The sequence below is a fragment of the Phenylobacterium kunshanense genome, from assembly GCF_003254525.1.
Classification (GTDB): domain Bacteria; phylum Pseudomonadota; class Alphaproteobacteria; order Caulobacterales; family Caulobacteraceae; genus Phenylobacterium; species Phenylobacterium kunshanense.
In genome coordinates this window covers 17,808-31,710 of the sequence record NZ_QFYS01000005.1, presented here as the reverse complement: position 1 = coordinate 31,710, position 13,903 = coordinate 17,808, and the positions used below count along the sequence as shown (strand labels likewise).

The 13,903-nt window shown below is 68.7% G+C and carries 9 protein-coding genes and 2 pseudogenes; 1 reads left to right on the top strand and 10 read right to left on the bottom strand.

What is annotated here, in order from left to right:
- Nucleotides 1-156: 156 nt before the first annotated feature.
- The 6 genes and pseudogenes from DJ019_RS12025 to DJ019_RS21380 all read right to left on the bottom strand — a co-directional run.
- The gene (locus DJ019_RS12025; protein ID WP_111276290.1) at nt 157-1,809 is read right to left on the bottom strand and encodes a glycosyltransferase family 4 protein; all 1,653 of its coding nucleotides are present in this window, start codon (nt 1,807-1,809) and stop codon (nt 157-159) included.
- A gap of 92 nt (nt 1,810-1,901) precedes the next feature.
- Complete coding sequence (locus DJ019_RS12020) at nt 1,902-3,764, bottom strand: calcium-binding protein (protein ID WP_111276289.1); 1,863 nt, start codon at nt 3,762-3,764, stop codon at nt 1,902-1,904.
- Between the two features lie 211 nt (nt 3,765-3,975).
- The gene (locus DJ019_RS12015; protein ID WP_240606462.1) at nt 3,976-5,346 is read right to left on the bottom strand and encodes an HlyD family type I secretion periplasmic adaptor subunit; all 1,371 of its coding nucleotides are present in this window, start codon (nt 5,344-5,346) and stop codon (nt 3,976-3,978) included.
- Entirely contained in the window at nt 5,343-5,618 is a 276-nt protein-coding gene (locus DJ019_RS21200) for a hypothetical protein (RefSeq protein WP_205854154.1), read from the bottom strand. Before DJ019_RS21200 ends, DJ019_RS12015 begins: the two co-directional genes overlap by 4 nt.
- A gap of 42 nt (nt 5,619-5,660) precedes the next feature.
- Nucleotides 5,661-6,011: pseudogene (locus DJ019_RS21385) on the bottom strand (ATP-binding cassette domain-containing protein); the annotation flags it as partial.
- Between the two features lie 295 nt (nt 6,012-6,306).
- A pseudogene (locus DJ019_RS21380) lies at nt 6,307-6,981 on the bottom strand (ABC transporter transmembrane domain-containing protein); the annotation flags it as partial.
- A 339-nt stretch (nt 6,982-7,320) separates the two neighbouring features.
- On the opposite strand from DJ019_RS21380, the gene DJ019_RS12005 reads away from it, so the two are divergent.
- Nucleotides 7,321-8,130: a DUF6270 domain-containing protein gene (locus DJ019_RS12005; RefSeq protein WP_111276288.1), complete on the top strand. Its 810-nt coding sequence runs from the start codon at nt 7,321-7,323 to the stop codon at nt 8,128-8,130.
- Here the strand turns inward: DJ019_RS12005 and DJ019_RS12000 are convergent.
- The 4 genes from DJ019_RS12000 to DJ019_RS11985 are packed head-to-tail and all read right to left on the bottom strand — an operon-like array spanning nt 8,090 to nt 13,882.
- Entirely contained in the window at nt 8,090-9,268 is a 1,179-nt protein-coding gene (locus DJ019_RS12000; protein WP_133255297.1) for a hypothetical protein, read from the bottom strand. The genes DJ019_RS12005 and DJ019_RS12000 overlap by 41 nt on opposite strands.
- Before the next feature lie 32 nt (nt 9,269-9,300).
- Nucleotides 9,301-10,326, bottom strand: coding sequence for a hypothetical protein (locus tag DJ019_RS11995; RefSeq protein ID WP_111276286.1), 1,026 nt, complete (start codon nt 10,324-10,326; stop codon nt 9,301-9,303).
- Nucleotides 10,323-11,924, bottom strand: coding sequence for a glycosyltransferase family protein (locus tag DJ019_RS11990; RefSeq protein WP_111276285.1), 1,602 nt, complete (start codon nt 11,922-11,924; stop codon nt 10,323-10,325). The genes DJ019_RS11995 and DJ019_RS11990 overlap by 4 nt, the downstream gene beginning before the upstream one ends.
- Nucleotides 11,921-13,882 carry a hypothetical protein gene (locus tag DJ019_RS11985; RefSeq protein WP_111276284.1) on the bottom strand — a complete coding sequence of 654 codons (1,962 nt, stop codon included), beginning with the start codon at nt 13,880-13,882 and terminating at the stop codon, nt 11,921-11,923. Before DJ019_RS11985 ends, DJ019_RS11990 begins: the two co-directional genes overlap by 4 nt.
- Nucleotides 13,883-13,903 lie beyond the last annotated feature (21 nt).

Sequence of the window (13,903 nt, the reverse complement as noted above, 5' to 3'; positions counted from 1 at the left end):
TCCCGGCCCGGCTTTCCGGCGACGCTTGATTGGGCTAGGGTCCCTTTGTCAGCCTAGCTCTCCAAGGCTGTGTCGCATTGGCCGGGCGGTGGATCGCCATACTCCACCGTTCGGCTTTTGCGTTTCCGGGCAATCGATGGCCCTCCCGAGGATCGCTCAGGCAGTCGCTGTGATGGTCAGGACGTCGTGCCGGGCCATCCAGATCAGCGCCCGTTCCATATAGTTCCGACGCGCCGCGGGCAGCAGTTCGAGCAGCCGGGCGACGGGTGTCGGGCCGTTCTCGAGCACGTGGGTGAACACCTGGTGCAGCTCCGGGCCCGTGGGGCGATTGAAGCGGCCGTACATCGCGAGCGGGCCATTCAGGCGGGCCTGCGCCCACGCCCAGTCCACGCCTGGGATCGGGCAGACCAGGTCGGATGGCTGCAGGTGACGCGTCGGGTAGCCGGCGAAGAGGGTGTAGGGATCGGGCCGCAGGGGATTGTCCTTGGGCGACGGGTCGGGCGCCGCCGCACGGCGGCGGGCGTTCTGCTCGGCCCAGAGCGCCTGGTACTGGGGGATGATCGCCGCCCAGTCGAAGACCGACCGCGCCTGCGCCTGAGCCTGGGCGCCGAGCGTCCGGCGGAGTTCCGGATCTTCGATGAGGCGCACGATGGCCGCCTCCGCCTCCGCGAGATCGATCGCCACGTTCTGGGCCGTGATGGCCGCATAGTTGTCGTAGGTGATCCACTCGTTGGCGAACCAGTAGGCGATGTCGCCGCCGTAGCCCGGCCGAGGAGCGAGGGTTGGGATGCGGAAGCCGTCCAGGCCATGCCGGACCGTATCCTTGTAGCCGTTCCAGTCTGAGACCACGCAGGGCAGGCCTGCGGCCATCGCCTCGATCGGCGTGAGGCCGAAGGTCTCCTGGATATTGTCCGGGAAGCTGATGAAGAAGTCCGCTGCGGACCAGATCGAGAAGCGGACATCCGCCGGGCGGCCATCGACCTGGCGATACTCGACGGACGGGCACAGCGCGCGGATGTCGGCGTGGAGTTGCTCGGCGGTCGATTGGGGCTCGGTCCAGCCTGAGCCGATCCAGTAGAGCGGCTTGCCCGTGGCGCGAGCGGCGCGTTCCAGCGCCATGGCCATCAGCGCAGGGTTCATCTTCGTCTTGACGCTGAAGCGTCCGACATAGAGGGCGACGACGGCGTCTTCCGGAATGTCCAGGCGCGCGCGCCAGGCCGCCCGGTGCGCCGCGGAGGGCGCGAAATCCTCGACGTTGACGCCGAGAGGGATAGTCGTGCGCTGGAGTTCGGGACGTCGGCGAGGGCCATACTCGCGGCCCATGTAGCTGCGGAACATGTCGAGCTGGGCTTCCACCGCCTGCCGGACGGCGGTGGAGGTGCAGATGAGGGCGTCGTAGTCCTCGACGGGCGCGATCAGGAGATTGGCGAGAATCTGCATGACCCGCGCCGTGGCCGTCGTGTGGGTGATGCCGCAGAGCGCGTAGCGGCGCGAGCCGAAGGGGCGGCGCTGCCAGGCTTCGGCGTCGATCGCCGGCGAGGGGACGTTCAGGACGCCAGGCTCGGCCAGTTGGCCCCTCCCAGCCTGGGGGATCCAGTTGATAGGCTGGCGCGGCGCTTCGATGCGCTGGACAAGGGCGTCGAGCTCCGCCTGGGGCCGTCCCGCGACGTTCCAGAAATGGAAGCGGTCGACGTCGGCGTGGCGGATCAGGCCGCGGAGGAAGCTCTCCCCCGCCGAGTGGCGGCCGAGCAGCGTCTGGCCCGAGGTGTCGAAGCCGTTGGGGTGAAGGAAGATCGCCGCGTTCGACATGCGCGTGGGCTCATAGCGCGGCGGCGCCGAAGTGCGCAAAAGAAAAGGGCCGCCCCGAAGGGCGGCCCTCAACCCATGGTCTAAGCCGAAGCTTAGGCGAGGAAGTTGCTCGTGCTGATGTCCGCGAGCGTACGGCCAACTAGCACGACGGCGTCCGTGGCATTGGTGTCGTTGTTGTTGACATCAACGAACACCACCACGTCGGTGCCGACCTGAACCACCACGTAGTCGACGACACCACCGTCGATCTGCGCGTCAGCCAGCGACTTCGCCGCATCGAAGCTCGAGGCGGTAAGCTCAAGATAGTTTGAGCCTTCCGTCGCGAGGCCGCGGTTGAAGTCGAGCTTGTCGCCAGCTTCCCAGTCCAGGATCTGGTCGAGAGCGCCAGCCGTCACGCCCGAGTCGCCATTGGCGAAGTTGAACGTGTCGTTGCCGTTGCCGCCGCGCATGAAGTCGGTGGCCGCGCCGCCGGTGATGGCGTCGTTGCCGTCGCCGCCGTTCAGCGTGTCGTTGCCGCCTTCGCCGAGAACGCTGTCATTGCCGCCGCCAGCATCGATGTTGTCGGTGCCCAGGCCGCCTTCCAGCGTGTCGTTACCTTCGCCACCGGTGATGGTGTCGTTGTCGTCTTCACCATCGATGGTGTCGTTGCCCGCGCCGCCCGAGAGGACGTCGTTCAGGGCGCCGCCGGTGGCCGAGTCGTCGCCATCGCCCAGCGTCACGCTGTCGTTGTTGGCACCGCCGGTGACCACGTCGTTGCCTGCACCGCCGTCAATGACGTCGTTACCGCCGCCGGGGTTCACGTTGGTGTCGGCGCCAGCGGCATTCGTAATGGTGTCGTTGCCATCACCGCCGCTGATAACGTCATTGCCATCATTGCTCACGATGCTGTCGTTGCCAGCTCCGCCGTTGATGGTGTCCGTACCTTTGGCGCCGTCGAGGGTGTCGTTACCATCCTCACCGAGCAGGTTGTCAGAACCCGCGCCGGCCACGATGTAGTCATTGCCGAGGTTGCCGTTCAGCACGTCGCCAGCCGGCGCGGCAATCGAGGTGGCCGTGATCGAGTCATTGCCCTGGCCACCCAGGATCGTATCCCTACCGTCATTGTCGGAGGTGATCGTGTCATCACCGCCATTGCCGGAGATGACGCCCGTACGACCTGCAACGGTGTTCGCGGTGACATCGACGGTAATCTGGTCGTTGCCGTCGCCGCCGACCAGCGAGGCGCTGGCGTCGGTGGTCGTGATCGAGTCGTTGCCCGCGCCGCCGTCGAGGCTGACGGTCTGGCCGTCGGCGCCCGTGGAGCCCAGGGTGTCGTTGCCGTCTTCGCCGAGCACGACGTCGTTGCCGGCGCCCGAGGCGATACGGTCATCACCCAGGTTGCCGTTCAGGAAGTCGGCCCCGGTGGCGCCGGAGATCGAGTCGCCACCTTGGCCGCCCAGCAGGGTCGACGCGCCGGCGCCCGTGGCTTCGATCGTGTCGTTGCCGAGGTTGCCTTGAGCGAAGTTGTTGCCGCCTTCCACGTTGATGCGGTCGTCGTCACGGCCACCATAGATGGTGTCGTTGCCGGCCCCGCCCATCAGGCTGTCGGCGCCCGTGTTGCCCTGCAGCAGGTCGGCGCCGCCAGCGCCGTTCAGCGTGTCCGCACCGGCGTTACCGTACAGGGCGTCACCCAGAGCGCTACCCGCGTCGCTGTCGTCGCCCGTCGTGCCGACGGCCAGCACCGAGCCGTCCGGGAAGATCGGGGTCTCGTCAAGGAACGCGACCGGGAAGGTCACGGTCTTGCCGGTCAGGCCCGAGATGACCGTCACGGTCGCAGCCGAGGTCGCCGTCGCCGGGTTGAAGATGACCGTCGTACGCTGGGCGGTCTCGCCCGCCGTGGTGAAGATCAGCTGGTCAGCGCCGGTGAACGCGGCGGCTTGCGCGTCCGTAATGGTCTCAAAAATGTAGTTCGCCATAGATCTCTCCAGTCAGTGTCACACGGACCCCTGGCACGCTTGACCCCCATCCCCGATGGAGCAGTCCCAGCGGTCCATTATCCCAAACGCCATAGCAGGGCTGCGGCGCAGGTTAGACGAGCCCAAGGGCAGACGTATCGGAAGCCCGTCAAATACGCAACTCCAAAAAGCCCGCCGGAACAGTGCATTCCGGGGTGTTGCAAAGGCGCCTCTACTCCTCGCGGAAGGCGTCCTGCAACGTCTCTGTGATGGGCGAAATCAGGAAGCCCATCACGGTCCGCTCGCCGGTCACGATCAGCGCGCTGGCGGGCATGCCCGGGGTGAGCTGGACGCCCTTCTTCAGCTTCGTCAGCTCTGTCGGCGCGATCTTGAGATCGACCCGATAGGACGCCGTGCCAGCCTTCTCGTTGACGATCCGGTCCTTGGAAACGACCGCCACCTTCGCATCGAGAGCGTCGTTGAACCGCTGATTCAGCCCCGTGAGGCGGACTTTCGCGGGCATCCCCTCGTGAACCGAATCCACGTCCTCGGGCTTGATCGAGGCCGTCAGCGTAAGGGGAACACCCGCGGGCACCACGTCCATCATGACCTCGCCGGCGCCGACCACGCCGCCCACGGTGAACTGGGTGAGATTGAAGACGTAGCCGTCGACCGGCGAGCGCACGACGGTGGCGGCGAGGTTCTGCCGGGCCGTGGTGAGCCGGGGTATCACATCGGAAAGCTTGGCCTGGCTGTCGCGCAGTCCTTCGGCCGCCTGACTCTGCCGCTCGTTGCGGAGCGAGCTGAGCTGCAGGCGGGTCTCGCCCATCTGCTGGCGGATGCGCGCCATCTCGGCGGCGAGCTGGCCGCGGCGCCCCCCCAGTTCGGCCAGCGTGCGCTCGTATCGCAGGATCAGCGTCTTGGGCGCGAAGCCCTGCTCGTTCAGCTTCCGGTAGCCGTCGAGCTCCTCCTGGGTGAGGCGCACCTGCTCGCTGACAGAATCGAGCTGGGCCTGGAGCCCCTGGACCTGGCTCTGCTGCTGGTCGACGCGCTGCATCAGCACCGCAGACTGGCTCTGGAACAGCTGCTGGCGCGAGGTGAACAGGAACTGCTGGTCGCGGATCAGGGCCGCCACCGCGGGCTCCGACATCCGCGCCGTCAGCTCCGCGGGGAACTCCAGCGCGGTCCGTCCCATCGCTTCGGCGGTGAAGCGGGCGTTCTGGGCCAGCAGGGTGTCGTACTGGTTCTGCATGACATCGACGGCGGCGCGCGCCTCGACGTCGTTGAACAGCAGCAGCGGCTGCTGCGCGCGGACGAACTGACCTTCCTTGGCCAGGATCTGCTTCACGACCCCCACGTCCTTGTGGCGCAGGGTCTTGCGCATCGCGTCCGCCCGGACCTCGGCCTGGGCGGTGATCCCGGTGGCGACGGGCGTGACGGAGGCCCAGAGTCCGAGCCCGACCACGCAGGCGCCGATCACGCCAGCGCCGACGATCATGGGACGCCGGAGACGAGTCTCCAGCTCCGGCGGCAGCGGCGCCTCATCGCCGCCGAAGGTCGGCGCGACATAGTTCGTGCGGACAGGTCCGAGATCCAGCTTCATCGACCGCCCTCCACGGCGCGCGGCTCGTCCGAAGGCGGAGCCTGGACGGGCGGCTGAGCCGGCTTGACCAGCCGCGCCATCACCTGGTCCCGCGGCCCGAACAGTTCGATCCGCCCATCCCGCAGCACCAGCATCTTGTCGGCCGCCCGGAACACGCCAGGCTTATGCGAAATGATCACCACCGTCGCGCCGTTCGCCTTCATGGCGTCGATGGCCCGCATCAGGGCGTCCTCACCCTCGGCGTCGAGATTGGCGTTGGGCTCGTCGAGCACGACGAAGGCGGGATTCCCCAGCAGCGTGCGCGCCAGGCCGACCCGCTGCCGCTGGCCGGCCGACAGGACGACGCCGCCCTCGCCGACATCGGTGTCGTAGCCCTTGGGCATGCGCAGGATCAGTTCGTGGACGCCTGCGAGCTGGGCCGCCGCGACCACCTCCTCGTCCGTCACGCCTTCGCGGAAGCGGGCGATGTTGTTGCGGACCGTCCCGGCGAAGAGCTCGGTGTCCTGCGGCAGGTATCCGACATGGCGGCCGAAGTCCGCCCTGTCCCAGCTGAAGACGTCGGCGCCGTCCAGCCGGACCACGCCGTTCATCGGCTTCCAGATGCCCACCAGAAGCCGGGCGAGCGTCGACTTGCCGGCCCCGGACGGACCGATGACGCCGAGCACCTCGTTCGGCTCGACGGCGAAGTTCACGTTCGTCAGCACCAGGCGCTGGGCGCCGGGGGGGCGCGAAGTTCACACCCTCGACCGAGAGCTTGCCCAGCGGCCGCGGCAAGGTCGTCACCGCTGTCGGCGGCTCGGTAACGGACAGCAGCTTGTTCAGCCGCTCATAGGCGCGGAACATGTTGTTCAGCGGCTCCCACGAGCCCACGATCTTCTCGATGGGCTGCAGGGCCCGGCTGGCCAGGATCATGTTGGCGAACAGCATCCCGGAATGGATGTTGCCCTTCAGGATCAGATAGGCGCCGATCGCGATGATCAGCACCTGGATCCCCATGCGCACCGCCTTGATCATGTCGGTGTACATGTTCGAGGCCTCGGCCGCCGCCGCGCCGCGCTCGATCGTGATCCGACGGTAGTGCGCCCACGCCTTGCCCAGGGTGGGCAGCATCCCCATCGCCCGCACGACCTCGCCGTTGCGCAGGGCCGCGTCGGTGAAGCCATAGCTCTTCAGCGCCGCCTCGTTGGCGTCCTTCAGCGCCGCCTGGGTCGCTTTTGTCTGCGCGATCGCCAGGAAGACCAGGAGGGCCGCGCCCGCCAGCGTCACCGCGCCCACCAGCGGGTCGATGATGAACAGGGTCACCAGGAAGACGGGAATCCACGGCACGTCGAAGAACGCCGCCGCGGCGATGCCCGTGAGGGACTGGCGGAACTGGTCGAGGTCGCGCAGCGCCTGCGCCCGGGCGCCGGGCTCGCCCCGCACGGCGGCGTCGAACAGGCTCGTGAACACCCGGCCCGACAACCGCTGATCGAGCACGACGCCGTAGTTGATGAGGATCCGCGCCCGGAAGTCGTCGATCGCGCTGGAGATGGCGAAGACGAACAGGGTGACCAGGGTCAGCATCAGAAGCGTCGCCTGGCTCTGGCTGACCATCACCCGCCCGTACACCTGGTAGGTGTAGAGCGGCAGGGCCATGTAGAGCAGGTTCGACACCAGGCTGAAGGCGAAGGCCACCCCAGCCGGCTTGTAGCCCTCCCGCAACGCCCGCCCGAGCACGTTGTCGGGCAGGTTCGAGAGGAACGTCAGGAATTTCATCTTGCCTAAGCCGTCCCTACAGACCTTGCGGCCTGATACACTAGTCCGCGGCGAAAATGGTGAACATCGCCGAACATAGGACGTTCTCGCGGGAGGCGAGCCCTATGTGCGGAAAGCGCGCGTAGATGCGCAGGGGCCCCGATCGTGTCAATGGCGCAACCGAAGGGCTCCCCGCATGGTACGATTCGCAGGCCTCACGTTCGGACGCCAGGAGCGTTGATGTCGCGGATCGCGATTCTCGGCAGCTGCATTACCCGGGACCTGTGGCCGATCCGTGGCGGCGGCGCGGAGCGGCTGCTCTACGTCTGCCGAACGAGCTTCCCCAGCCTGCTGTCGCAGCCGGTGAGAGGGTTCGCCCCCGACGACCGGCTGCCGGGCGACCTGCACCAGCATGAGCACAACGCGCTGATCGCGGATCTGCGGAAGACTGCGCTTACCCGACTGCTCGCCTTCCGGCCGACCCACGTGATCTTCGACTTCATCGACGATCGGTTCGACCTGCTCGCCGTCGGCGACTCCATCGCCACCCGCAGCGGGGAACTGATCCGCAGCGGCTACCTTCTGCGGCCCGAGCTGCGCGCGCACCGGACGATCCCGCGGCTCTCAAGCGCCTGCGAGCGGCTGTGGATCTCTGCCGCGGCCGAATTCTCCGAGCTCGTGCGGTCCACCCCGCTGGCGGACGCCCAGCTCATCCTGCACTCCGCGCGCTGGGCGAGCGATCATCGGGATCGCGAGGGGCGCATCGCCCCCATTCGCAATGTCGAAATCCTGGGGGGCGATCCCGTCGACATCGCCGACTACAATGCGTTGCTGGAACGCCAGGAGGCCGCGTTCATGGCCCTGATGCCGGCCATGACGGTGATCGACGCGAGCGCTTTCCGCCTGGCCGAGACGGAGCACCGGTGGGGCCTCAGCCCCTTCCATTACGTTCCCGAATACTATGACGAGGTGCGCCGCCAGCTGGCGGACGCCGGTCTCGACGACGCCTTCACCGCCCCTGACGCCTGGCCCAGTGCTCCAGCGGCGTGACGCCTGACCTGGCCGCGTCCGGCCGGGCGGCGAGATAGGCGACGGTGGGGAATCCCGGCCGCGCCTCGGCCACCGCCCAGGCGCCGCCCAGCAGGTAGTCCGTCAGCGGATTGACGCCGGGCGGCAGAGCCTCGCCCCGGGCGTCCCGGTAGTGGGCGGTGCTGAACCACGGGCTCGGATCACGCCCCTCGAAGCCGCCGAACGCCAGGAAATGCGTGAGGGGCTCGATGTCCGCTTCGGCCACTTCGGGGTACTGCTGGCGGTACCAGGCCGGATCGACCAGGGGGTGCGGAGACAGCCCCCGCCGCCATCCCTCGTCGAGGTAGTGCAGCAGCGCCGGCCGGCCCGACAGGTCGCCGGCCCGCGTGCCGTAGAAATCCGGATCGAACGCCGGATGCGGGCTGAGCCACAGATGCCCGCCTTCCCGCAGGTAGTGGGACAGCGGATCGTCGCCGGCGGCCAGGACCGGCGCCTGGGCCAGGTAGTATCCGACGTCGAACAGCGGATGGGGGCTGGCGCCGCGCACGGCGCCGACCCGCAGATAGTGCTCCAGGCCGCTCAGGCCGGTGGCGGCGATGTCGCTCGCGTTCTGCTGGCGATACCAGGCTTCGTCAAAGAGTGGGCTGGGCGAGCGCCCCTCGGCATGGCCCACCGCCAGGTAGTGGACCAGCGGCGCCTGCCGGGCGCTGGCCACGTCCGGATGGGCGGCGAGGTACCAGGCCTGGTCGAACGGCGCCAAAGGCGTGACGTCGGCACGGGCGCCGCGACGTGCGTAGGCGGCCATATGTCTGAGATCGTGGGCCGCCTGCCCTGAGCCGCGCCAGACCCCGCTGCGCGCGATCACCAGCGCCTGCCCCAGCGAGCCCAGCCGCATCAGCATGCGGTCGATGCGCCGACTGATCCGGTTGCGGCGACGCAGCGGCGCCTCGCCGCGCGTCTGGAATGCGGCAAGGGCCTGGCGGCGGAGCTTCGCCTGCACATCCGCCTGAGCCGTCAGGGCCGCGTGGAGCGCCAGGCCGAGCTCGTTACGGGCCAGCGCTTCCCGGACCTGGGCGTCATGCGCCAGGCGGTGGGCGCCCGCGAAGTCGCGCTTGAGGGCGCGCATCCGCGTCGCGACGGTCCGGGCTTTTTCGAGCATGGCGAGGTCCGGAGCCGCCTCAGCCGCGGGCGTCACGCCCCTTCGTGTTCGAGCCATTCTTGGAAGCTGCCGCGCCCGGAGGCGTAGGGGTTGGGGAAGGCCTGCTGCAGGTCGGTGCGCTCCCGATAGAGCACCCGCTCGGCCTTGGCGATGGGCTTGCCGTCGTCATAGGCGCCGTAGGCCCACCAGCGCTCGGGAATGGCCGGGTCGGTCGCGGCGGCGATCTGGCGCTTGTACCAGGCCCAGATCTCATAGACCTGATAGTTGCGGCCGGCGTACCGCTTGGTCATGGCGTCGCCGACAGCGCCCAGCTTGGTGAAGTGCCAGAAGCGGAGCGGCGCGCCGTTGACGGTGATCGCCCCGTCCTTGCCGATGTCGATCTTGCGGGTCGACAGGTTCCAGCTCGCGACGTTGTACCCGGGGTCACGGATCACCTTCAGCCTGTCGAACAGGGCCGGCGCGTGGTCGCACCACCGCTGATCCACGAACAGCCCGTTCGGGATGTCGTCGTAGCAGTACGATAGCAGGCGGTCGTTCCACCACTTGGCGAAGCGGGCGCCCTCGCCGGTGGTCCTGATCGCCACGAAGCCCAAGTTGAAAATGCCGGTCTTCGACGCCGAGATGTCGTTGTCGAGGATGGCCGCCGGTTCGTCGTTGGGGTCGATCAGGTGCGGCGTCAGGAGGATGTCGTGATCCTCCAGCCACCGCTCCAGGGGCTCCAGCGACGCGAGGGCGGCGGTGTCGGGATCCATGTAGATCACCGCGTCGAAGCCCCAGCCGCAGGCCTGATGCAGGAAGGGCCCTTTCACCGCCGTGCAGATCTCGACGATGTCGTGCTTGAAGAGCCAACTCCTGAAGTTCGGGACGCCCAGGTCCTCGGCCCAGACCAGCCGGTCGAACGGCTCATTGGCGGGGTCGAAGGCGAATCCCTCCGGCGGCCTGTCGGTGATCAGCGCCGCCAGTTCCCAGTCCGGGTGATGCCGGCGCAAGGTCTGGAACAGCACGCGGGCGCGGTTCAGGTACGAGAAGGTGAAGCTGGAATAGCAGAGGATCTTCATGCGTCCGCCACGGCTGGCAGGTCGAGGGTAAGCGCGCTGTAGGCGAGGTCATAGAGCATCGGCCGCCGGCGCGCGCGGCCGAGTTCGAGGATAGTCCCGGTCTCGAACGCCGCCATCAGCGCCGCTTCGTCCAGCACCAGGCCGTGACCTGTCTCCCGCACGAAAGCCTGGACGTTGCCGCTGTCGGGTCCGGTGACCACCGCGGATCCGGCCGAGACGGCCTCATGGGCGACGAAGGAGAAGGTCTCCCGGCAGAGCGGCCAGACCAGCGTGATGTCGATCTCGGCGGCGTGCAGCGCATCCCGCATGGCGAGCGGATTGGCGGCCCCCGCGCTCACGGGGGTGAAGGTCGCCGGCAGTGTGGCGTCCCCCCGGGCGCCGAGATGGTGGAACTGATAGCGGGCGTCCTCCCCGAATCGGGAAGCGAGCCTGGCGAAGAGCGGCCAGCCCTTGTGCGTGACCGGCAGCCCAGCATAGGCGATGCGAAGGGGGCGATCCTCCGGGACAGCCGCCGCCGGCTCGCGGGGCGCCAGGGTGGCGTGCGGCAGGACGACTGTTCCGCGCGCCGGCAGGTGTGTCGACCTGACCCAGAAGTCGAGTGTGACCCGAGAGGGCGCGGCCACGGTGAGCCCCAACCGCTCGAACAGGCGCGCATGCTCGGCGAGATGGCGCTGCCGCCAGGGGCCATAGACGCAGACATCGCAGGCGGCGCTGTCCGGCGGCGGCGCGCCGCAATCCTCGACGTCGTTCCTCAGGAGGTGGAAGCCGGCGCAGAGACTTGCGAAGTCGTGCAGCCAGAACACGCCCTGGTTCAGGCCCACGGCGGCCAGGATGTCCGCCGTCTCGTCCGCGGAATGGCCGAGCAGGCTGTGGATGGCGAAGGTCCGCGCGCCACCTTCGGTCCCGGCCACATCGCCCAGAACCCGGGCGATGGTGGCCGCCTCGAAGCAGCCGACGTGCTGGCCATTCCAGACCACGCCCAGCACGCCCGGCTCGCCCGCCGTCCGGACGACCGGCCACGGGTGGGATGGAAACAGATGCAGATGGTCGCGGCCGAGCTGCGCCTGCCGGGCCGCCTCGCGCCCGATGGCGAACTGGAGACCGCCGACGTTGGCCGAGTAGTCGTCGTGGCTGAACGTGACGTGGAGGTGCGCCAGGCGGCCGCGCGACTGCAGCAGCGCCGCCGCCAGTTCCGCGTCAGGGTCGACGGGATCCGGCTCGCGGCGGATGCGGTCGTCGACGGGCTTCAGCCGCTCGATGACGTCGTAGCGAAAGCCGTAGGGGGATTCCCGGCGCGCCGCCGTGGGCCGGCCGGAGGTGAGGTAGTGCACGAACGGGTTGACGCCCGAACTGGCCACCTCCGGGAAGGCGTCGAGATAGGCCGCGACCGAAAAGTCCGGCGACGGATCGCGCCCCTCCCGCCAACCGTACGTCATGAAGTGGTCGAGGGGATCGACACCGACCTCGGCGACGTCGGGATAGGTCCGCAGGTAGAAGGCCGCGTCGAACGCGCCCGCCGCGATGGCGTGGTCCCCGTGCAGGCGCCGGAGGCGTCCGCGCAGGCGCAGAGGCACGACAGCGGCCAGGAGCTTCTTCATCCTGCGGTTTCCCTGACGAGGTCACCGGTCATTCCGCTGTAGGCCAGATCGAACAGGCGGGCCCGCCGGACATTGCGCGAGAGAGTGAGTATCCGCCCCGACAGGAAAGCCTCCATCAGCGCCCCCTCGTCCGCCAGCACCTGGCCGATTTCCGGGTCCGAGGCGAACGCCGCCACATTGCCGCTGTCGGGGCCTGTGATGACCGCCGCCCCCGCCGCCGCCGCCTCGTAGGCGGTGAACGAGAAGGTTTCGCGGCAGAGCGGCCAGATCAGCGCGGCGTCTATCTCCAGCGCCTCGATCGCCTGCTGCATCGCGAGGGGCCGCTCGGCGGTGACGACGACGGGATGGAACGCCGCCGGCGCCGTGGGGTCCGATCGGCCACCCAGGTGCAGGAACTCGTACCGGGGATCCCCGGCCAGGGCCTGGGCGAGATCCCGGAAGACCGGCCAGCCCTTGAGCGGCGCCGGCATGCCCACGAACGCCAGACGGAAGGGACGTCCGTCGGGGACCGCCGGAGCGGGACCACGGAGACGCAGGTGGGCATGGGGAAGCACCTTGGTGTCGCGGGCCGGCAGGTCGCTGCTCCGCCGCCAGAAGTCGAGGGTGGTCTGCGAGGGCGCGACGACGGTGATCGCCAGGCGTTCGAACAGGCGTCGGTGGGCCTGCGTGTGTCGCGACCGCTCCGGACTGTAGGCGCAGATCCCGCAGGCAGCACTTTCAGCAGGGGGCGCGGCGCAGTCTTCGACGTCGTTCCGAAGCAGGTGGAAACCCACGCAGACGCTGGCGAAGTCGTGGAGCCAGAAGTAGCCCTCGCTCATCCCGCCGGCCGCCAGGATGTCGGCGCTCTGCTCCGGGCAATGTCCAAGCAGGCTGTGGATCGCGAAGCTTCGCTGGGCTCCTCTCGTCGCGGCGTTCGCCAGCGCCGTCCGCACCGCCTCGGGCGCATAGGTTCCCAGCCGGCGCCCGTTCAGCAGCACGCCAAGCGGGCCGGGTTCTTCGGCCTTTCGCACGGCCGGCCATGGAGAGGCCGGGAACAGGTGCAGGTGTTCGACGCCCATGGCCGCGAATGCCGCGCCCTCCCGGCGCAGGCAGAGTTGAAGCCCGCCGAAATGGGCGACGTAGTCGTCGTGGCTGAAGGTCACATGCAGCCGCCTCGGCTTGCCCAGGGCGGTCGACAGCAGCTCAGGCGGATCCGTCTTCAGCTTCGCCGAGGCCGTCACCGCCGCGGCAATGCGGTCTTCGACGGGCTGCAGGCGCGAAACAAGGTCAAACCGGAAGCCGAGATCGTTCTTCGCCGCGCGTCCCTCGGCCCGGCCCGCCATCACGTAGTGGACGAAGGGATTGAGGCCCGCCGCAGCCACATCGGGGTGCAGGTCCTGGTAATCCCGGACCGAGAACGTCGGCGTCGGATCGCGGCCTTCCAGCCAGCCGGTGACCAGGAAGTGACGCAGCAGGTCCATCCCCGCCGCGGCGACGTCGGGGTTCACCACGGCGTAGAATTCGGCGTCGAAGGCCTCGCCGACGATGGCGACCTGGTCCTCGATCGGCATCGCCGGCGGCGCGGCGACGGCGGGAGGCGCGCTGTCCGTCGGGGCGGCGCCGAACGCCTCGAAACTCCAGGTCTCCCCCCAGTCCCGCTGCCCCAGGAAGTCTGCGGCGTGGAGGGACGGCCTGACCGTGCGCCCCTCGTAGGCGCCATGCAGCAGGTAATGGCTGAAGGGCTCGGCGCCCGCTCCTGCCAGGTCCGGGTTGTCCGCCAGATAGGCCTCGGTCGAGAACCAGGGCGCCGGGTCCCTCCCCTCGCGCCAGCCTTGCATGCGGTAGTGCCACAGAGGGCTCATCCCGGACGGCACGTCGGCGTAGGTGGTCCGGTAGAAGTCGGCGTCGAACGCCGCCGAGATCACCCGGCCCGCCTCGTTCGGATCATATTCGGAGTGGGCTGTGGCCCGGGCCGGCATGGCGGTACGGTGTTCCTGCGG

Bases quoted from the DNA above. Each gene is read 5' to 3' on its own strand.
- DJ019_RS11985 (WP_111276284.1), bottom strand. From the start codon at position 13,882: ATGCCGGCCCGGGCCACAGCCCACTCCGAATATGATCCGAACGAGGCG.
- DJ019_RS11995 (WP_111276286.1), bottom strand. From the start codon at position 10,326: ATGAAGATCCTCTGCTATTCCAGCTTCACCTTCTCGTACCTGAACCGC.
- DJ019_RS12000 (WP_133255297.1), bottom strand. From the start codon at position 9,268: ATGCTCGAAAAAGCCCGGACCGTCGCGACGCGGATGCGCGCCCTCAAG.
- DJ019_RS12020 (WP_111276289.1), bottom strand. From the start codon at position 3,764: ATGGCGAACTACATTTTTGAGACCATTACGGACGCGCAAGCCGCCGCG.
- DJ019_RS12005 (WP_111276288.1), top strand. From the start codon at position 7,321: ATGTCGCGGATCGCGATTCTCGGCAGCTGCATTACCCGGGACCTGTGG.
- DJ019_RS11990 (WP_111276285.1), bottom strand. From the start codon at position 11,924: ATGAAGAAGCTCCTGGCCGCTGTCGTGCCTCTGCGCCTGCGCGGACGC.
- DJ019_RS12015 (WP_240606462.1), bottom strand. From the start codon at position 5,346: ATGAAGCTGGATCTCGGACCTGTCCGCACGAACTATGTCGCGCCGACC.
- DJ019_RS12025 (WP_111276290.1), bottom strand. From the start codon at position 1,809: ATGTCGAACGCGGCGATCTTCCTTCACCCCAACGGCTTCGACACCTCG.